The sequence below is a fragment of the Georgenia sp. Marseille-Q6866 genome, assembly GCF_965111665.1.
In genome coordinates this window covers 153,934-171,635 of the sequence record NZ_CBCOOR010000001.1, presented here as the reverse complement: position 1 = coordinate 171,635, position 17,702 = coordinate 153,934, and the positions used below count along the sequence as shown (strand labels likewise).

17 protein-coding genes are annotated in these 17,702 nt (G+C 71.9%); 8 read left to right on the top strand and 9 right to left on the bottom strand.

Annotation, left to right across the window (positions count from 1 at the left end):
- Complete coding sequence (gene sppA / locus ACWPXV_RS00780; RefSeq protein ID WP_454083432.1) at window positions 1-1,602, bottom strand: signal peptide peptidase SppA; 1,602 nt, start codon at window positions 1,600-1,602, stop codon at window positions 1-3.
- 82 nt (window positions 1,603-1,684) lie between these two features.
- On the bottom strand, window positions 1,685-2,506 hold the full coding sequence (locus tag ACWPXV_RS00775; protein ID WP_454083431.1) for an SDR family NAD(P)-dependent oxidoreductase: 822 nt from the start codon (window positions 2,504-2,506) through the stop codon (window positions 1,685-1,687).
- A gap of 174 nt (window positions 2,507-2,680) precedes the next feature.
- Here ACWPXV_RS00775 and ACWPXV_RS00770 point away from each other — a divergent pair, with 174 nt between their 5' ends.
- Window positions 2,681-3,028 (top strand): DoxX family protein, encoded by a 348-nt coding sequence (locus ACWPXV_RS00770; protein ID WP_454083430.1) that lies wholly within the window; start codon window positions 2,681-2,683, stop codon window positions 3,026-3,028.
- A 3-nt stretch (window positions 3,029-3,031) separates the two neighbouring features.
- Here ACWPXV_RS00770 and ACWPXV_RS00765 read toward each other — a convergent pair whose 3' ends face one another.
- Entirely contained in the window at window positions 3,032-3,409 is a 378-nt protein-coding gene (locus tag ACWPXV_RS00765; RefSeq protein ID WP_454083429.1) for a VOC family protein, read from the bottom strand.
- 129 nt (window positions 3,410-3,538) lie between these two features.
- On the opposite strand from ACWPXV_RS00765, the gene ACWPXV_RS00760 reads away from it, so the two are divergent.
- Window positions 3,539-5,302: an alkaline phosphatase D family protein gene (locus ACWPXV_RS00760; protein WP_454083428.1), complete on the top strand. Its 1,764-nt coding sequence runs from the start codon at window positions 3,539-3,541 to the stop codon at window positions 5,300-5,302.
- Window positions 5,303-5,305: 3 nt separating this feature from the next.
- Here the strand turns inward: ACWPXV_RS00760 and ACWPXV_RS00755 are convergent, their stop codons facing one another.
- Window positions 5,306-6,544: an alpha-hydroxy acid oxidase gene (locus ACWPXV_RS00755; protein WP_454083427.1), complete on the bottom strand. Its 1,239-nt coding sequence runs from the start codon at window positions 6,542-6,544 to the stop codon at window positions 5,306-5,308.
- Window positions 6,545-6,579: 35 nt separating this feature from the next.
- A complete protein-coding gene (locus ACWPXV_RS00750; RefSeq protein ID WP_454083426.1) occupies window positions 6,580-7,038 on the bottom strand; it encodes a DUF6508 domain-containing protein in 459 nt (152 codons plus the stop codon).
- A 42-nt stretch (window positions 7,039-7,080) separates the two neighbouring features.
- Here ACWPXV_RS00750 and ACWPXV_RS00745 point away from each other — a divergent pair, with 42 nt between their 5' ends.
- A complete protein-coding gene (locus tag ACWPXV_RS00745) occupies window positions 7,081-8,019 on the top strand; it encodes an NAD(P)-dependent oxidoreductase (protein WP_454083425.1) in 939 nt (312 codons plus the stop codon).
- A 126-nt stretch (window positions 8,020-8,145) separates the two neighbouring features.
- On the opposite strand, the gene lsrF is transcribed toward ACWPXV_RS00745, so the two are convergent.
- The 3 genes from lsrF to ACWPXV_RS00730 are packed head-to-tail and all read right to left on the bottom strand — an operon-like array spanning window position 8,146 to window position 11,411.
- Window positions 8,146-9,033, bottom strand: a complete 888-nt coding sequence (gene lsrF / locus ACWPXV_RS00740) for a 3-hydroxy-5-phosphonooxypentane-2,4-dione thiolase (protein WP_454083424.1) — start codon at window positions 9,031-9,033, stop codon at window positions 8,146-8,148.
- Entirely contained in the window at window positions 9,026-9,421 is a 396-nt protein-coding gene (locus ACWPXV_RS00735; RefSeq protein ID WP_454083423.1) for a cupin domain-containing protein, read from the bottom strand. The genes lsrF and ACWPXV_RS00735 overlap by 8 nt, the downstream gene beginning before the upstream one ends.
- 13 nt (window positions 9,422-9,434) lie before the next feature.
- The gene (locus ACWPXV_RS00730; protein WP_454083422.1) at window positions 9,435-11,411 is read right to left on the bottom strand and encodes a bifunctional aldolase/short-chain dehydrogenase; all 1,977 of its coding nucleotides are present in this window, start codon (window positions 11,409-11,411) and stop codon (window positions 9,435-9,437) included.
- A gap of 133 nt (window positions 11,412-11,544) precedes the next feature.
- Between ACWPXV_RS00730 and ACWPXV_RS00725 the strand changes: the two genes are divergently transcribed.
- Genes ACWPXV_RS00725 through ACWPXV_RS00715 form a run of 3 tightly spaced genes read left to right on the top strand, consistent with a single transcriptional unit; the run spans window position 11,545 to window position 14,569 of the window.
- Window positions 11,545-12,459: a transketolase gene (locus ACWPXV_RS00725; protein WP_454083421.1), complete on the top strand. Its 915-nt coding sequence runs from the start codon at window positions 11,545-11,547 to the stop codon at window positions 12,457-12,459.
- Window positions 12,456-13,475 (top strand): transketolase family protein, encoded by a 1,020-nt coding sequence (locus tag ACWPXV_RS00720; RefSeq protein ID WP_454083420.1) that lies wholly within the window; start codon window positions 12,456-12,458, stop codon window positions 13,473-13,475. The genes ACWPXV_RS00725 and ACWPXV_RS00720 overlap by 4 nt, the downstream gene beginning before the upstream one ends.
- Window positions 13,472-14,569: a RuBisCO large subunit C-terminal-like domain-containing protein gene (locus ACWPXV_RS00715; RefSeq protein ID WP_454083419.1), complete on the top strand. Its 1,098-nt coding sequence runs from the start codon at window positions 13,472-13,474 to the stop codon at window positions 14,567-14,569. Before ACWPXV_RS00720 ends, ACWPXV_RS00715 begins: the two co-directional genes overlap by 4 nt.
- 23 nt (window positions 14,570-14,592) lie before the next feature.
- Here ACWPXV_RS00715 and ACWPXV_RS00710 read toward each other — a convergent pair whose 3' ends face one another.
- The gene (locus ACWPXV_RS00710) at window positions 14,593-15,279 is read right to left on the bottom strand and encodes a GntR family transcriptional regulator (RefSeq protein ID WP_454083418.1); all 687 of its coding nucleotides are present in this window, start codon (window positions 15,277-15,279) and stop codon (window positions 14,593-14,595) included.
- 181 nt (window positions 15,280-15,460) lie between these two features.
- Between ACWPXV_RS00710 and mtnA the strand changes: the two genes are divergently transcribed.
- On the top strand, window positions 15,461-16,498 hold the full coding sequence (gene mtnA / locus ACWPXV_RS00705) for an S-methyl-5-thioribose-1-phosphate isomerase (protein ID WP_454083417.1): 1,038 nt from the start codon (window positions 15,461-15,463) through the stop codon (window positions 16,496-16,498).
- Window positions 16,499-16,537: 39 nt separating this feature from the next.
- Window positions 16,538-17,653, top strand: coding sequence for a substrate-binding domain-containing protein (locus ACWPXV_RS00700; protein ID WP_454083416.1), 1,116 nt, complete (start codon window positions 16,538-16,540; stop codon window positions 17,651-17,653).
- Window positions 17,654-17,702: the final 49 nt, after the last annotated feature.

The following is a 17,702-nucleotide window of genomic DNA, read 5'->3' as shown; positions in this document are numbered from 1 at the left end:
TCAGCGGATCCGGACGGAGCGGTCGAACCAGGTGAGGACCTTCTCCGAGCCGAAGGGCCACAGCCGCTCCACGGCCCCGGCCGGCTGCGTGGCGAAGCTCGGCAGGCCGGGCAGCGCGAGCCCCGCGGACACGGTGCGCACGGGGGCGTCCTCGCCCAGGCCGGCGAGCCGGCGGGCGGCGGCGACACCGTCGTGGAGGTCGCCGAGCTCGTCGACGAGGCCGATGCCGGCAGCGTCCTGCCCGCTCCAGATCCGACCGCGGCCGACCTCGTCCACGCGCTCGTGGCTGAGGCTCCTGCCGCCGGCCACGCGGTCGACGAAGCGCGCGTAGACCTCCTCCATCATCTTCTCCGCCCACGCGCGCTGCTCGGCGGTGAAGGGCCGGTGCGGGCTGGCGAACAGCGCGGCCTCCCGCCCGACGGTCTGCGGGTTGAGCCCCTGGCGCTCGTCGAGCTGGGCGAGGACCGGCTTGCCGACGACGACGCCGATGCTCCCGGTGATCGTGTACGGCCCGGCGACGACGTGGTCGGCATGGGTGAGGACGTAGTAGCCCCCGGACGCGGCGACCTCCCCCATGACGGCGACGACGGGCTTCGTGCAGCGGGCGACGGCGCGGCCGATGACGTCGGAGGCCAGCGCGGAGCCGCCCGGGGAGTCGACCCACAGGACGATGGCCTTGACGTGCTCGTCACGCTCGGCCCGGCGCAGCGCGGTGACGACGGTCTCCGAGCCGGCCGTGGGCCCCGGCCCGATCGGCAGCGGCGGGGTGCTCCGCGACCGGCCCGAGACGATGGCGCCGACGACGGGCACGACCGCCACGCCGTCGGCCTTCCTCGCGACCTTGCGGGCGGAGAGGTCCGGCAGGAGCAGCTCGAGGGCTCGCGGCCAGTGCTGGTCGACGACGGTGACGATCTCGTCGTCGTAGGCGATACGGCTGACGAGCCCCGCGGCGAGCAGCTCCTCCGCGTTCGTGAAGCCGGCACCGAGGACGGACGCGGCGTCCGCGCCGTCGGCCACGGCGGCGAGCCAGGTGCGTTCGGCGGAGTCGAGGTAGACGGTGAGCTGCTCGCGCTCGTACTCGTCCATGCGGTCCTCGGAGAAGGCCGTGAGCGCGGACTTGTACTCGCGGATGCGCAGGTTCTCGAAGGTGATGCCGTGCTTGGCGAGGAAGGCCCCGAGGAAGACCTGCTCGGCCGCGAAGCCCGGCAGCGAGACCTCGGCAGACTCCGGGACGACGACCTCGGTCACTTGCGCGGTGACGAGCAGGGTGCGCATCGAGACCTGCGGGACGTAGCCGACCACGCGCTTGTGGGCGGCCAGCCGGCCCAGCGCAGCCCCCAGGGCGTGCGCCGTGCTCAGCCCGACCTGCAGCTCCCCGACGCGCACGAGGACACCGGCGAGCCAGTTGGCCTTGGCGAGCTTGTCGAGCCGCTCGGTGAGTGCCTCGAAGGTGTCGTCACGCTGGAGGAGCGCCGCGGCGGCGCCTGCCGGCGCGTGCGTGGGGTAGCTCCCGTGGAGGTCGAGGACCACCCAGTCGGGAGCGCTGCCCGCGGCGCGGGTGCGGCTGACGGCGAACCGGAGCTTCTCTGGGATCAAGGCCATGAGGCACCCTAACCGGGGCCTGTGACAGCCGTCACGGACGCGTGCGGGCGGGCACCGGCGTACCGGTGCCCGCCCGGAGGGTTCAGACCTTGGCGGGGGCCATGCTCTGGAGCATCGCGCCCATCTTCTTCGTGACCATCTCCGTCGTGCGGCGCGGCATGAGCCGGGAGAGGAGGTCGATCATCCGCGCGTCACTGCCGATGGTGGCCCGGTAGGAACCCTTCTCGACGGCGGCGACGAGCTGACTGGCGGCGTCCTGCGCCGTCGTCATCCGCATCTTCGTGTCGCCCGCCTCGGGGTCACGCTTTCCGCCCACGCCGGAGTTCGCGCTGATGTTCGTCGCGATCGCCCCGGGGAAGACCACCGTGACGGCGACGGGAGTGTCGAGCAGCTCGGCGTACAGACCCTCGGTGAAGAGCTTGACCGCGGCCTTGCTCGCGCCGTAGACGGACTGGCCGGGGACCGGTGAGAGGCCGCCCATGCTGCCGACGTTGACGATGCTCGCGGCCGGCCGCTCGAGCAGGTGGGGCAGGAACGCCTTGCACATGTGCACCACGCCCCAGTAGTTCACCGCCATGACCTTCTCGACCTCTTCGTAGGAGAGGTCGTTGACGGGGACGAAGCGCTGGATGATGCCGGCGACGTTGAGGACGCCGTCCACCTGCCCGTGGGCGGCGATGACGGCCTCGGGCAGCGCCTCGACGGCGTCCCGGTCGGCGAGGTCGACGACGTGCGTGGAGAAGAGCCCGGCGTTGCCCGCGAGCGCCGCGGTCTCGGCGAGGGCGGCCTCACTGACGTCGACGGCGGCCACTCCCGCGCCGCGGGCCAGCAGGTCCAGGACGACGGCGCGACCGATGCCGTTCCCGCCCCCGGTGACGACGAACACCTTGCCGGCGATGTCCATGTGCCCCAACTCCTCGTGTCGCGGCCCGTACGGGGCCCCTCGGTTGCCGGTGTCTCCCGGCTGACTTCATCCTGCCCGGGTGAATTGCCCGGAAAGAGGGCCCATGGTCCTGCCTCCTGGCCCCCGGCCGAATTGGCAGGACAGCACCGGCCGGGGTGGGGCAGGCTCGAGCGGATGGAGACCGCACGCATCGTCCTCGCCGCCCTCACCTGCGCCCTGCTGCTCGTCGCCGCGCTGAGCAAGGTGACCGGGCAGCAGTCGATGCGTGACATGGCGGCGCACCTCGGCGTCCCGTGGCCGCGCTACCGGGCCATCGGCTTCCTCGAGCTGGTGGCGGTGGCCGGGATCGTCGTCGGGCTGTGGTGGACGTGGCTCGGGGTCGCGGCGGGTGCCGGCGTGGTGCTCCTCATGGCGGGCGCCGTCGTCCTTCACGCCCGCGCGAAGGACGCGCCAGCGGACATGGTGCCCGCGCTCGCCCTGCTCGTCCTCGCCGCCGGCTACACGCTCACCAGCCTGCGGTAGGGGCTACGCGTTCTGCCACAGGCCGACGACGTTGCCCTCCGAGTCCTTGAAGTACGCCGCGAAGCCCATGTCGCCGACCGGCGTGCGGCCCTCGAGGACCTCACCGCCGTGGGACTCCACCCGGGAGAGGTCGGCGTCGATGTCGGTGCTGTCGAGGACGATGACGGTGGCGGTGTTCGACCCGGCCCGGGCGGTCATCCCGCCGCCGATGTAGCCGGGCTCGCTCGCCATGCCGTCCTGCCCCGTCGGGCCGGTCTGCACACCGACGTAGTCGAGCTCGGGCATCTCCTCCACCTGCCAGTGGAAGACGTCGCTGTAGAAGCGCTTGGCACGGTCCCTGTCCTCGAAGGGGATCTCGAAGTGGACCACTCGACCAGTCATGAGAACCTCCGCGTCCGAAGGCCGGCGGCAGCGCCGGCGCTGACCCCTCGATCGTAGGACTCGGCGGGCCCGCTGCACAGACCCACCGAACGGCCGACGCGACCCGTCCCGCGCGAGGACACTGCTCCCATGGCAGCCGAGCTGGTGCTGGGTCCGATGGTCCGCCGCGTCGAGGGGGCGTCGGCCGCGGTGTGGGTCGAGACCGTCCGCGCCGCCACGGTCACCGTCCGCCTTGCCGACGACGGCGGTGCCTGGTCCGCCGGCACCTTCACCGTCCACGGGCACCACTACGCGCTCGTCGAGGTGACCGGCCTGCCGAGCGGTGGCCGGGTGGCGTACGAGGTGCTCGTCGACGACGACGTGTGCTGGCCGGCCGCGGACGCCGCCTTCCCCGCGAGCACGCTGGCGGCGCGGGTGGACGACGCGCCGGTACGGCTGGCCTTCGGCTCGTGCCGCACGAGCGTCCCGCACGACGACGTCCATCACCTGACCCACGGCGTCGACGCCCTGCGCACCTACGCGCTGGCGCTGGCCGACGGCGAGGCGGGGCAGGCGCCGGACCTCCTCCTGCTCCTCGGTGACCAGGTCTACGCCGACGCGACGTCCGCCGAGATGCGTGAGTTCATCGAGGCGCGGCGGGACATCTCCGCGGAGCCGGGCGACGAGCTCGCGGACTTCGAGGAGTACGCCCACCTCTACCGCCTGGCCTGGGGCGAGCCGGCGCTGCGCTGGCTGCTGTCGTGGCTGCCGAGCCTCATGATCTTCGACGACCACGACGTGCGCGACGACTGGAACACCTCCCTCACCTGGCGCAAGCAGATGGAGGCGACGAGCTGGTGGCACGGGCGCATCGTCGCCGCGCTCGGCTCCTACTGGGTCTACCAGCACCTGGGGAACATGTCCGCGGCCGAGCGGGCCGAGGACCCGCTGTGGGCGGAGCTGCAGCGCCGTCAGGAGGCGACGCCGGGCGCCGAGGTCGACCTCAGCGACGCCGTCGACGCCTTCGCCGAGCGCGCAAACCGGGAGCCGGAGAGCTACCGGTGGAGCTACACCCACCCGCTGGGCCGCTCGCGGCTGGTCGTCGTCGACTCGCGGGCGGCGCGGGAGCTGGAGCCGGCCCGCCGGTCCATGCTCGACGACGCCGAGATGGCCTGGCTGGACGAGCAGCTGACCGGCGACGTCGAGCACCTCCTCGTGGCGACCTCGTTGCCCTTCCTCCTGCCGATGGGCCTGCACCGCGTGGAGGCGCTCGACGAGGCGCTCGCCGAGGGGCGGTTCGGGCGCCACCTGGCCCGGGCCGGGGAGTGGCTGCGCCAGGAGCTCGACCTCGAGCACTGGGGCGCGTTCAGCCGGTCCTTCACCGCCGTGGCGCAGATGGTCACCGAGGTCGCCGACGGACGGCGCGGCGCGGCGCCGTCGTCGGTGCTCTTCCTCTCCGGTGACGTCCACTTCTCCTACATCACCGAGGTGGACCGCGAGTCCGGCTCGCGGATGCTCCAGCTCGTGTGCTCCCCCATCCGCAACCCGCTCCCCCGGGCGCTGCGCGCCTTCGCGGCGCTCGGCTCCCACGGGGCCCGCCCGCTGGGCGCGCTGCTCTCCCGGCTGGCGCGGCTGCCCGAGCCGCCGTGGCGCTGGCACGGGATCGCCGGGCCGTGGTTCGACAACAACCTCGCCGTGCTCGAGATCGACGGCGAGCAGCTGCGGACCACCTGGCTCGGTGGGCGGGTGGTCGGCGCGCCGGAGGGCCGGCCCGACCTCGTCGCCGTCGCCGACCTCGAGCTCGACGTGCCGCCCGCCGGGAGCGCGCACCGCCGGCCGCTCGCCCAGGTGCACCGCGACGGGCGGCGCGGGCTGCTCGCGCGGCTGCGACGCCGCACCGGCCGCCGTCGCTGAGCCCTAGGGGCGCGGCCGCGGGACGAGGCGCTGGAGCTGGGTGACGTGCTGCGGGCCGAGCTCCTCCAGGGTGGTGACCTGGAGGAGCTTCATCGTGCGGCGGACCTGGTCGGCGAGGATGGCGATCGCGCGGTCCACGCCCTGCCGGCCGCCGGCCATGAGCCCGTACAGGTAGGCGCGGCCGATGAACGTGAAGCGGGCACCGAGCGCGACGCTCGCGACGACGTCGGCGCCGTTCATGATGCCGGTGTCGAGGGTGACCTCGAGGTCGCTACCGACCTCGCGCACCACCTCGGGCAGGAGGTGGAAGGGGACGGGCGCACGGTCGAGCTGACGGCCGCCGTGGTTGGACAGGACGATGCCGTCCACGCCGAGGTCCGCGAGCTTCCTCGCGTCCGTCACCGTCTGGACGCCCTTGACGACGATCGTGCCCGGCCACATGGCCCGGATGGTCGCGAGGTCCTCGTAGTCGATCGAGGGGTCCATCGCCGAGTCGAGCAGCTCGCCCACCGTCCCCCCGGTGGAGGACAGGGAGGCGAACTCGAGCTTCGGCGTCGTGAGGAAGTCGACCCACCACCACGGTCGCGGCACCGCGTTGGCCACGGTGCGCACGGTGAGCTGGGGCGGGATGGAGAAGCCGTTGCGGGTGTCGCGCAGTCGCGCCCCGGCCACCGGGGTGTCGACCGTGAAGAAGAGCGTGTCGAAGCCGGCCGCCGCGGCCCGCTCGACGAGGCCGTAGGAGATCTCGCGCTGCTTCATCACGTACAGCTGGAACCAGTTGCGCCCGTGGGGGTTGGCGGCCCTCACGTCCTCGATGGACGTCGTGCCGAGGGTCGAGAGGGTGAAGGGGATCCCCGCCGCCCCGGCGGCCGCGGCCCCCGCGCTCTCGCCCTGGGTGTGCATGAGCCGGGTGAAGCCGGTGGGCGCGATCCCGAAGGGCAGGGCCGAGGGCCCGCCGAAGACGGTCGTGCTCGTGTCCACCCGGGAGACGTCGCGCAGGATCGAGGGGTGGAACTCGATGTCCTGGAAGGCCTGCCGCGCCCGGCGCAGGGACAGCTCGCCCTCCGCGGCACCGTCGGTGTAGTCGAAGGCCGCCGCGGGCGTGCGGCGCTTCGCGATCGCGCGGAGGTCCTCGATGGTGAGCGCCGCGTCCAGGCGCCGCTTGCGGGCGTCGAGGCTGGGCCGCTTGAACTGGACCAGCTCGAGGATCTCCCGCGGGTTCGGGACCTGCCGCCTGACCATGGACCGACCTCCTCGACGTGGCTGCGTGCCCGACCCTACGGCGCGGGGCGGGGTGGGGCCTGGCGCGCCGACTCCTGCAGCTCGAGCAGCCGCCGCAGAAGCAGGGTCACGTCACCGCGCTCGCATGCCGTCAGCCAGGTGCCCTCCGCGAAGCGTTCACCGCGGACGACGGCGGTAAGCAGTTTGCGGATGGTGACGTCGTCAAGCGCGGCGTACTTGTTCGGGCGCTCGGAAGTGAAGAGCTCGCGTCCCTCTTCCCAGCTGGACCAGTCGAAGACGAAGTCGATATCCCGGTCGTAGATGAACTGGTACGCGCGGCTGACGATGGGATGCCACGCGTAGTACCGCAGCTGCGTGACTCCTCGCGCGTCGGGGCCGCCTCCGCGTATTTCGTACCACGCGCCCTCGTGACCCTCGAGATCGGTCACGAGCTCTCGCAGGTCCTGCTCGCCATGCCTGTCCAGCGGGAAACCCATTGGCGCCTCCTCCGGCATCGCAGCCACCGTAGCGCCGAGAACGCCGCTACGGTCGAGGTCATGCTCCGTCACACCTACCGCCGCATGCTGCTCGCCGGTCGCGACGGCGCCCGCCTCGCCGCGGACCTCGCCTCCGCCCTGCCGTCTCTCGAGACCCGTACCGTCCGCCACGGGCCCCTCTCCCCCGGGGACGCCGCCTGGGCGGACAGCTACACCGGCTACACCGTGCCGCCGAACCTCGCGGACTCCGGCGTGCGGTGGGTCCACCTGCCGATGGCGGGTGTCGACCGGGTGGTCGAGGACCTGCGGGGCACGGACGTCGTCCTCACGCGCACCGTCGGCGGCATGCCGGAGGCGATCGGCAGCTACGTCCTGGCCCACCTGCTCGCCGACGCGTGGCACCTGCGCGAGTACGCCGCCCAGCAGGAGCGGGCGCAGTGGCAACCGCTCGAGCCGGTCCGCACCCGCGGCGCCGCTGTCGTCGTCCTCGGCACCGGTGAGATCGGCGCCGGCGTCGCCCGGGTGGTGCGCGCCGCCGGGTACCGGACCGTCGGCGTCAACACGCGCGGCACGGCCGCGGACCCCTTCGACGACGTCGCCGCCCTGGCCGACGCCGCCCCGCACCTCGCGTCGTGCGCGGCCCTCGTCAACGCCCTCCCGCTCACCGACGGCACCCGTGGCCTGCTCGACGCGAGCGTGCTCGACCAGCTCGACGGCGCCGTCGTCGTCAACGTCGGTCGTGGCGCGACCCTCGTGGTTGACGACCTGCGGGCCGCCCTCGACGCCGGCACGGTGCGCCGCGCGGTGCTCGACGTCCACGAGACGGAGCCGCTCCCGGCCGACGACTGGCGCTGGTCGCACCCCGCGGTCACCGTGACGCCGCACGTGTCGGGGCCGACGCTGCCCGAGGACGTGGTCGAGGCGATCGTCAACGCTCACGCTGCACTGATCGATGGGCGCATGCCCTCGCACGTCGTCGACCTCGGGCGCGGCTATTAGCGCCGTTCGTGCGGGGCGCACGGGTTGGAAACCGGACGCCGCCCCGCGCCTGCTCACACGTCGGCGACCTCGAGCCGCCCGCGGTCGATGTGCGCGCCGTTCCGGCACGCTGCCCGGTGGTTCATCTCAGTCGGTCGCACCCCCGGACAGGTCCGCGTACATCTGGGCGGCGTCCTGCGCGCCGAGCTCGTCGTGGACCAGCGCGCGAACCGCCTGAACCATCGCCTCGGGACGGTGCCGCTGGAAGATGTTGCGCCCCATGTCCACGCCCGCGGCGCCCTCGTCGATCGCCCGGCGCGCCATGGTCAGCGCGTCGAGGACCGGCAGTTTCTTCCCGCCGGCCATGATGACGGGCACCGGGCACGCCGCCGTAACCTGGTCGAAGCCCTCCTCGCAGTAGTACGTCTTGACCATCTGCGCGCCGAGCTCGGCGATGATCCGGGTGGCCAGACCGAGGTAGCGCGCGTCGCGGGTGAGCTCGCGGCCCACTGCCGTGACGCCGAGCACCGGCATCCCGTACTGGAGACCCGCATCCACGAGCTGGGTCATGTTGTGCACAGACTGGGTCTCGTTCTCCGCCCCGATGAAGACCTGGACCGCGACGGCGGCGGCGTCGATGCGGACGGCGTCGGTGATGTCCATGGCGATGCGCTCGTCGGACAGGTCCTTGAGGATCGAGGGCCCACCGGAGGCGCGCAGGACGAGTGCGTTGTCCGACGCGGCAGGAACTACCGAGCGGAAGATGCCGCGCGTGCCCATGAGCGCGTCGGCGTACGGCGCCAGCGGCACGATGCTGAGGTCCACACGCTCCAGCCCGCTCGTTGGCCCCTGGAAGTACCCGTGGTCGAAGGCGAGCATGACGGTGCGGCCGTCTGCTGGGTCGAAGATCCGCGCGAGGCGGTGCTGCATGCCGAAGTCCAGCTGGCCAGCACCCTTGACGTGGAATCCGCGCAGCTCCTGCGGGCGGTCCAGGCCGTAGTCCTTGGCGGTGATGGTGCCGTCGAGGTCAGCCATCGGTTGTCTCCTTTGTGTCGGTCGACGGCACCGGCTCTCCGGGCGTCCAGGGGATGGTGATGGTGTCGCCGGGACTCGCCGGCGACTTGATGAAGACGCACCGGAAGGGAGCGCCTGAGTCGTTGACCAGGTAGTGCATCTCGCCAGGCCGGCAGCGGAAGACGGTGTCGGGCGTCATCTCGTGCTGCTCGGCCGCCCCTACCCACAGGCTGGCCCTGCCCTCGAGCACGACGAACGACTCGTCGCAGTGCCGGTGCAGGTGGTTGGGCATCGCGTCACCCGGCCGCAGGTGCAGGACGCCGATGTCCGAGGTGGGACCTTGGATGAGGTAGGCGGGTCCCCAGTCCCCGTGGCGGTACTCCGCCGAGCTCAGCGAGGCGATGTCCATCGGTGCTCCTTCGTCAGATGACACGTTCGTTGCCGCCGTCGATCGGCACTTGCGCGCCGGTGGTGCAGGCAAAGGTCTCGTCCGCCATCGCCCGCACGAGTCGTCCGACGGCGGCGCTCGTCACTTCGGTGCGCAGCAGGTTGCGACGCTTGTACTCCTCGACCGACAGCCCGTAGTGCGCCGCCCGGGTGGTGAGGAGCTCAGGTGTCCACAGCCCGGTGTCGAAGACGGCGTCCGGGTGGACGAGGTTGACCCTGATCCCGTCCTCGGCCCACTCGAGCGCCGCGACGCGGGAGAGCTGGGTGAGCGCCGCCTTGGACGCCGAGTACGCGGCCGCCCCCTTGCCGGGCGCCGCAACGTTCTTGGATGCCACGACGACGACGCGCCCTCCTCCCGGGGCGCACGCGAGCAGGCGGTGGGCCTTGCTGAAGAGGCTCGCGACGGCGTCGACGTTGACGCTCATGGTGCGCCGCCACGTGTCCGGGTCGAGCTCGGCGACCGGCTGGCTGCGGGGGAAGATCCCGGCAGCGACGACGAGCACGTCGAGCCCACCGAGCTGCTCCACCGTGCGCTGGAGCGCCTCGGTGACCCGGTTCTCGTCGGTGACGTCGACGGTGAGGCCCAGCCACTCGGGCCCGTCGAAGGTGCCCGCCACGTCGGGCGAGAGGTCCCAGCCGACGACGGAAGCGCCGGCCGTCAGCAAAGCCTCGGCGCACGCGCGACCAATACCCGACGCCGCCCCGGTGACGAGCGCGACGCGCCCCTCGAGCGGCGGCCGCGCACCGGCTCGGTGGAGCTTGTCCTGCTGCAGCGACCAGTACTCGAGGTCGAACACGTGCCCCTCGTCCGGTGCCCGGTAGCCACCGAGGGCCTGAGCCTGCTCGATCGTCGTCATCGTGTGTCGATAGACGTCGGCGGCCGCGGCCGCCTCGGTGGCGTTGCGCCCGGCGGTGAGCATCCCCAGGCCCTCGTCGAGGACCACACGCGGCGCCGGGTCGAGCCGGGTGACCGGCTCGTCGCGCCGGTGCTCGTGGCGCGTGACGTACTGCGTGTAGGCCTGGGCGTAGCCGGCGACGTCCGTGCCGACCAACGGGACGCGCTTGGTCCACAGCACGTGGTCCGGCGTGAGCGGGCCCTCCTGAGTGGCCGCCCGCAGCCGGGGGTCGGTGAGGAACCGGCGCACCTGCGCGTCGTCGTGGTGGCGCACGACCATCGGCCGGCCGGCGGCGGCAGACAGCTCGCCGCGCAGCCGGGCCAGGGCGACAGGGTCGGGCCGCGCGGGCGCGCCGTCGACGGCGGCTGCGTCCTCGCCACGGGTCCGACCCGCAGCGTCCGCGACCGCTGCTCGCAGCGCCTCGCCCGCCAGGTCCACGAGCCGCAGGTGCCGGTCGACCGCCTCACGCACGGTGCGGCCCAACGTGAAGAGGCCGTGGCGCAGCACGACGAGCCCCGTCGTGCCCTCGTGCGACTGCTCATCCCACGCCGCGGCGCACGCGGCCGCGAGGTCGGGACCGGGCATGGCGTACGGGACGACGACGACGTCGGAGCCGTACAGCTCACGGACCAGGCGCTCGCCGTCGTCGGTGTTCGTCAGCGCGAGGAGAGCGTCGGCGTGGGAGTGGACGACGGCGTCGTGCGGGAGCAGCGCGTGGACGAAGGTCTCGACGGACGGGTCGGGACCTTCGGAGTCGAGGCGGGCGCAGCGCAGCTCGTTGCGCATCTGCCGGTCGGACAGCCGGACGGGCGGGAGGAGCTCGCGGAGGCGGTCCAGACGCAGGGGGCTGAAGCCGGAGCGGTCGATGCTGGCGAGGTCGTGACCGCTGCCCTTCATGAGCAGCACCGGCAGCAGCCGACCGGTGACGTCCGGCCAGGAGACCTTGACGGACGTGTTGCCACCCCCGTGCAGCACGAGGTCCCGGTCCGCGCCGAGCTCGCGCGACCCGGCGACGAGCTCGTCCCACGCGGAGAGCACGGCAGCAGGAGCGTCCATTCCCACCTCCATCGGTCGAATGTTGTCAGACAACGTAGCAGGACAGGCACGAGGAACACTAGCGTCTGGCGCAAAAGGTCCCGTATCGTCTGCCCCGTCAGTTGTCTGACATCGACCGCGAAGGAGCGTCATCGTGACCGAGCCCGACCCTCGGCGGCTCGCCGAGATCGCACACGGCATCCGCCGCCGCGTGCTGGAGCACACCCTGAAGAACAACGGCGGGTACATGAGCCAGGCGTGCTCGGCCGCCGAGCTCCTCGCCGCGTGCTACGGCGGGGTCCTTGCCCTCGGCGAGGTGGGTGGGCCGTACCAGCCGCCCGCCTTCCGCGGGGCCCCCCGGCCGGGCGAGCCGCTGGTCACCGGCGCGGTCGTCCACGGCTCCCCCGCTCCGGACACCGACCGATTCATCGTGTCGCCGGCGCACTACGCCCTCGTCGTCTACGCCGCCCTCATCGAGGTCGGCCGCCTCTCGCCCGACTCGCTCGACCAGTTCAACGCCGACGGCTCCACCGTCGAGATGATCGGCGCCGAGCACTCTCCGGGCTTCGAGACCACCACCGGCTCCCTGTCGCAGGCCCTCTCCCAGGCGGGCGGCATCGCGCTGGGTCGCCGGCTCAAGGGCGAAACCGGCCGCACGTGGGTGTTCATGAGCGACGGTGAGCTGCAGGAGGGGCAGACGTGGGAGGCCTTCCAGGCCCTCGCGTTCCACCGCCTCGACACCGTCCGCGTCGTCGTCGACGTCAACGAGGCGCAGTGCGACGGCCCGATGGACCGGGTGATGACCGTCGAGCCGATCGCCGACCGGCTGCGCGCCTTCGGAGCGAGCGTCGACGTCGTCGATGGCCACGACGTGCGTGCCCTCCTCGAGGCCATGCGGCGGGAGACCGGCAAGCCCCACGTCGTCCTCGCTTACACCGACCCGGTGCGCGGTCTGCCGCTTCTCGACGAGCGCCGGCCCGTCCTGCACTACCTCCGTTTCACGAGCACCTCCGAGCGCGACGCATACGCCGACGCCTACGCCGAGCTGGCGGGAAGGACCCTGTCATGACCGAGATCGTGCGCCGCCCGCACCTGGAGAACTTCGTCCGGTGGAGCGCGGACAAGCCCCACGTCCTCGTTCTCACCGCCGACCTCACGAACTCCTGCGAGGTCGGGCCGTGGCGCGACGCCTACCCTGAGCGCTACTTCTCGATGGGGATGGCCGAGCAGAACATGCTCGGCTTCGCCGCCGGTCTCGCTCGAGAGGGCTTCGAGCCGTGGCTCCACACCTTTGCCGTGTTCCTCTACCGCCGGCCGCTGGACCAGCTGCTCATGTCGGTGGCCTACCCGGCCCTGCCCGTCCGGCTCATCGGGTTCCTGCCCGGCGTCACCACCCCCGGCGGCGTCACCCACCAGGCCATCGAGGACGTCGCCGTCATGCGGGCGGTGCCGAACATGACCGTCCTGAGCACGGGCGACGCTACCGAGGTGGAGACCGTGCTCGACGTCGTCCACGCCGCCCCGGGGCCTGTCTATGTGCGCATGCTGCGCGGTGAGATGCCCCGGCTCTTTCCCGCGGACGAGCCGTTCGAGCTCGGCAAGGCGCGCGACCTCAGCCCGGACACCGATCCCGCCGACGTCCTCGTCCTCACCGAGGGCATCTGCACCGAGGAGGCGCTGCGGGCGGTGCCCGCGGTGCGCGAGCGCGGAGTCCGGGTTCGCCACCTCCACATCTCCACGCTCAAGCCGTTCGACGACCCCGTTGTCCTCGCGGCGCTCGCCCAGCCGCACCAGCGCGTCATCACGATGGAGAACCACCTGCGCGTGGGCGGGCTGGGCTCGGCCGTCGCCGAGGTGCTCGCCGAGACCGGGGCCGGGGTCCCGCTCACCCGGCTGGGGCTGGACGACACCTACGCCCACGGCGCCTCCCAGCGGTACCTCCTGGCGGAGTACGGGATGGACGCCGCCGCGCTCGTCCGGGCCGTTGAACAGGCGGTCGGCCGGGACCTCGGTATCGCCGAAGGCGACTTCACCGACGTCCGCGTCACCGACGTCCACTCGACTGCGAAGGCGGAGGCACTGTGAGCACAGATCGCCTCCAGGTCCGATACCGGGTCACGGGGCGGGACGTCGCGGAGGTCGCCGAGGCGATTCGCGTGGAGCAGACCATCGAGTTCCCGGCCGACCTCGCCGCCGACTGGATCCGCGAGGAGGTCGTCGGCCGCGTCGAGGAGCAGGACGCGAGCTCCGTCGTCGTCTCCTATGCACCTGGGGTCCTCGCAGGCGGCCTCACCCAGCTTCTCAACGTGCTGTGGGGCAACGTCTCGATCTTCGAGGGGGTGCGCGTCGTCGACGTCCGCCTTCCCGACGACGGCGCCGTGCTCGGCGTCCGTGGTCCCCGCTTCGGCGTCGCCGGCTTGCGCGAGATCCTCGACGCCCCGCAGCGTGCACTGCTCACGACGGCGCTCAAGCCGATGGGTTCGAGCCCGGCGGAGCTGGCGGCGACGGCGCGGGTGCTCGCCGAGTCCGGGCTCGACGTCATCAAGGACGACCACTCCCTCGGGGACCAGCCGTGGGCGCCGTGGCGGGAGCGGGTCGCCCGCTGCGCCGAGGCGGTGTGGGAGGCCAACGAGCGCACCGGTGGGCGCGCGCTGTACATGCCCTCACTCAACGTCCCGGCCCCTGAGGTGCGGGAGCGGGCCCACCTGGCCAAGGAGCTCGGAGCGGGGGCGCTACTCGTCCTGCCCGGCATCAGCGGGTTCGACGCGATGCGTTTCCTCGCCGAGGACGACGCGCTCGAGCTGCCCGTGATGAGCCATCCCTCGATGCTCGGTTCCCACATCGTCACGCCCACGCAGGGCCTGGCCCACGGGGTGCTCCTCGGCCTCGTCAACCGCCTCGCCGGCGCCGACCTGTGCGTCTTCCCAAGCTACGGCGGGCGCTTCTCCTTCTCAGCGGAGCAGTGCGCGGAGATCCGCGACGAGTGCGCCGCGCCCCGCGGCACGCTCGCGACCGCCCTGCCTGCCCCCGGCGGGGGGATGACTCTTGAGCGGCTCCCCGAGCTCCTCAAGTTCTACGGAAAGGACGTCGCACTCCTCGTCGGTGGCGCCCTGCACCGGGGAGACCTCGCGAGCAACGCTGCGCGGATGCGCGAGGCCGTCGAGACGGCGGCCGCCTGATCCCTCGGTCTCGTCCGCAGCGCTCAGACGCTGCGGACGAGGCTGAAGGTGTACCGGCCCTCGATGAAGTAGGTCCGGGAGTAGAGCAGGAGCTCACCCGAGGCGTCGTGGTGGAGCTGGTTGAGCAGCAGGAAGAGGTTGTGCGTGGCTGCCTCGTTGCCCCAGCCGACGTGGTTGGAAGCCACAGCGTGGACCTCGGCCACCGCCGAGGCTGGCATTCGGCCCACCCGCTCCCTGAGGAAGGCGAAGAGCGAGCCCGTGACCTCCTCCGGTCTCGCGTCCGTGGGGAGCAGCCGCGCCGGCATGAGGTCGTAGGAGTAGGCGAGCACCTCGCCGTCGGCGAGGATCGTGCGGCGCAGCTCGAGGACCTCGGTGTCCCCGGTCACCTCCATCTTGGCGGCCTCTTCCGGCAGCACCGGGCGGATGAGCCGGCTCGCGTAGACCATCCCGGGCTCCCGCCCTGTCGCCCGGATCGACTCAGTGATGGAGTCGAGCCGCTCGAGGCCCGTGCGCACCGCTGGTTGTTCGACGACAAAGGTGCCAACGCCGTGCTCGGTCTTGACCAGGCCGAGGGTCTCCAGCTCTCGCAAGGCCGCGCGGACGGTGGGGCGGGAGACCCCGAAGCCGGCGGCGAGCTCGGCCTCTGGTGGCAGCTTGGAGCCGGCTACGTACTGGCCAGCAGCAAGCGCACTCCGCAGATTTTCCGACACTTGGGAGACCAGTGTCCCGGTACGCGCCATCGTGCCTCCTCGAGAAACCGGCCGGTCCCCGCTGTCCCGGCCGCCTGAGGCACTCTACAACGGGGCGAGGGCAAACCGTTGACAAGTCGTCAAACCTCCCTCTAACTTGTGGCCATCGGTTGTCGGACAACGCAGTTCGAAAGGAAGCCTGATGGTTCTCGCCGTCGAATGGGTCGACACACCACAGCGGACCCTCCGCCTCGTCGACCAGACCGCTCTGCCCACCGAGGAGCGGTACATCGACGTCACGAGCGTTGACGTCCTCGTCCGCGCGATCCAGGACCTGGCCGTCCGGGGCGCCCCTGCCCTGGGAGCCACCGGTGCCCTGGGCGTCGTGGTGGCAATGGAGCAGGCCACCCGGGAGGGCTGGGACGGGGACCGGTTGGACCGTGAGATCGAGCGGATCCGCACTGCCCGGCCCACCGCCGTCAACCTCGCCTGGGGCGTCGACCAAGTGCGCGAGGCCGTCCCGCACGGCGTGGATGAGGTCCTCACCCGGGCACGGAAGGTCGTGGCCGACGACGAGAGCGCCAACCGCCGGCTCTCCTCTCTCGGGGCCGACTGGATCCTCGAGCGCACGGGCCTGGACCAGGTCCGCGTCGTCACCCACTGCAACACCGGTGCCCTCGCGACGAGCGCCTGGGGAACGGCGTACGGCATCATCCACGAGCTGTACGACCGTGAGCGCCTCGGACTCGTCTACGCGGACGAGACCCGCCCGCTTCTGCAGGGTGCCCGTCTCACAAGCTGGGAGCTCACCAAGGATGGCATCGACCACGTCATCCAGGCCGACGGAGCCGCAGCGAGCACGATCCTGCGCGGGCTGGTCGACGTCGCCATCATCGGCGCCGACCGCATCACGGCGAACGGGGACACGGCGAACAAAGTGGGCTCGGTGAGCCTCGCACTCGCCTGTGCCAGAGCGGGGATCCCTTTCGTGGTCGCCGCGCCGTCCTCGACCGTCGACCTCGCCACCAAGCGGGGCGAGGACATCCACATCGAGGAGCGCGACTCCGACGAGATCGTCGCCTTCGCCGGTGTGCGGACCGCCCCCGAGGGCGCCCGGGGCTTCAACCCCGCCTTCGACGTCACCCCGAACGACCTCATCAGCGCCATCGTCACCGAGCACGGCGTCGTCGAGCCGGCGCTCAACCCCCAACCCGACCTCCTGTCCCAGGTCGCCGGCTGACGCTGTCGGCCCCCGACTGCCACTTCGAAAGGAAATCCCATGAGGACGCACAAGATCCTGGCAGGCCTCGCCGGCACGTCCCTCCTCCTGGCCGCGTGCAGCCAGGGCGACGCGACCGGTGAGGAGACGACCTCCGACGCCCCCGCACCGGACACCTCCGACGAGGGAGAGGTGGAGTCGCCCGCCGCGGACGCTCCCGCTCCCTTCGACGGGGAGGGTCTGGAGATCGCCATCGTTCAGCAGAGCGGACAGGGCGACTACTTCCAGCAGTACCTCAACGGCACCCGCCAGCAGGTCGAGGCACTGGGCGCGGAGCTCGCCGTCTACGACGCGCAGGGGGACAACGCGGCCCAGGCCTCCCAGCTGGAGCAAGCAATCGCCTCCCAGCCGGACGGCATCATCGTCCGGCACGGCTTCCCGGACACGCTGTGCCCGGGCGTCAACCAGGCGATCGAGGCCGGCATCCCGGTCATCATCTACGACGTCGAGATCCAGCAGTGCGCCCCCGACGCGATCCAGACCCAGCAGTCCGACATCGAGATGGCGTCCCTCGTCCTGGACAAGATGGTCGAGGACATCGGCAGCGACCAGAACGTCGGCTATGTCAACGTCCTCGGCATCGCACCGCTGGACCGTCGCCACGGGGTGTGGGAGGAGTACAAGGCCGACAACGGCTGGGACGAGCTGTTCATGACCGGCACGTTCACCAACTCCTCGGCGACCGACACCGCGCCGCTCGTGGACAACGCGCTCAAGGCGAACCCGGACGTCGCCGCGATCTACGCGCCTTACGACGAGCTGACCAAGGGCACCCTCTCAGCCCTCGAGCAGAACCCTGACCTCGAGGACGTCCTCGTCTACGGGGCCGACATCTCGACGGCGGACATCGAGCTCATGATCGCCGACGACAGCCCGTGGGTGGCTACCGGCGCGACCGACCCCAACGCGATCGGTGCCGCCGTCGTGCGGACGCTCGCCCTTCACATGGCCGGCGAGCTGGACGAGACGCTCGTCGAGTTCCCCCCGATCCTCATCACTCAGGACTTCCTGCGGGAGAACGACGTCCGCAACATGGAGGACCTCCGGGCAGCAGAGCCGGCGCTCAACATCTCCGACGTGTCCTCGGCGGACTGGATCCCCGCGGTCACCTTCTGACGACGCCGGGTGGGGGGCCTCCCCGCCCCGCCACCCGGCCCCGACTCAC

What these genes read in the sequence shown, in the direction of transcription:
- ACWPXV_RS00765 (WP_454083429.1), bottom strand. Translation starts at nt 3,409, where the DNA reads ATGACTGGTCGAGTGGTCCACTTCGAGATCCCCTTCGAGGACAGGGAC.
- ACWPXV_RS00750 (WP_454083426.1), bottom strand. Translation starts at nt 7,038, where the DNA reads ATGCCGGAGGAGGCGCCAATGGGTTTCCCGCTGGACAGGCATGGCGAG.
- ACWPXV_RS00755 (WP_454083427.1), bottom strand. Translation starts at nt 6,544, where the DNA reads ATGGTCAGGCGGCAGGTCCCGAACCCGCGGGAGATCCTCGAGCTGGTC.
- ACWPXV_RS00760 (WP_454083428.1), top strand. Translation starts at nt 3,539, where the DNA reads ATGGCAGCCGAGCTGGTGCTGGGTCCGATGGTCCGCCGCGTCGAGGGG.
- ACWPXV_RS00720 (WP_454083420.1), top strand. Translation starts at nt 12,456, where the DNA reads ATGACCGAGATCGTGCGCCGCCCGCACCTGGAGAACTTCGTCCGGTGG.
- sppA (WP_454083432.1), bottom strand. Translation starts at nt 1,602, where the DNA reads ATGGCCTTGATCCCAGAGAAGCTCCGGTTCGCCGTCAGCCGCACCCGC.
- lsrF (WP_454083424.1), bottom strand. Translation starts at nt 9,033, where the DNA reads ATGGCTGACCTCGACGGCACCATCACCGCCAAGGACTACGGCCTGGAC.
- ACWPXV_RS00730 (WP_454083422.1), bottom strand. Translation starts at nt 11,411, where the DNA reads ATGGACGCTCCTGCTGCCGTGCTCTCCGCGTGGGACGAGCTCGTCGCC.
- ACWPXV_RS00775 (WP_454083431.1), bottom strand. Translation starts at nt 2,506, where the DNA reads ATGGACATCGCCGGCAAGGTGTTCGTCGTCACCGGGGGCGGGAACGGC.
- ACWPXV_RS00735 (WP_454083423.1), bottom strand. Translation starts at nt 9,421, where the DNA reads ATGGACATCGCCTCGCTGAGCTCGGCGGAGTACCGCCACGGGGACTGG.
- ACWPXV_RS00700 (WP_454083416.1), top strand. Translation starts at nt 16,538, where the DNA reads ATGAGGACGCACAAGATCCTGGCAGGCCTCGCCGGCACGTCCCTCCTC.
- mtnA (WP_454083417.1), top strand. Translation starts at nt 15,461, where the DNA reads ATGGTTCTCGCCGTCGAATGGGTCGACACACCACAGCGGACCCTCCGC.
- ACWPXV_RS00745 (WP_454083425.1), top strand. Translation starts at nt 7,081, where the DNA reads ATGCTCCGTCACACCTACCGCCGCATGCTGCTCGCCGGTCGCGACGGC.
- ACWPXV_RS00770 (WP_454083430.1), top strand. Translation starts at nt 2,681, where the DNA reads ATGGAGACCGCACGCATCGTCCTCGCCGCCCTCACCTGCGCCCTGCTG.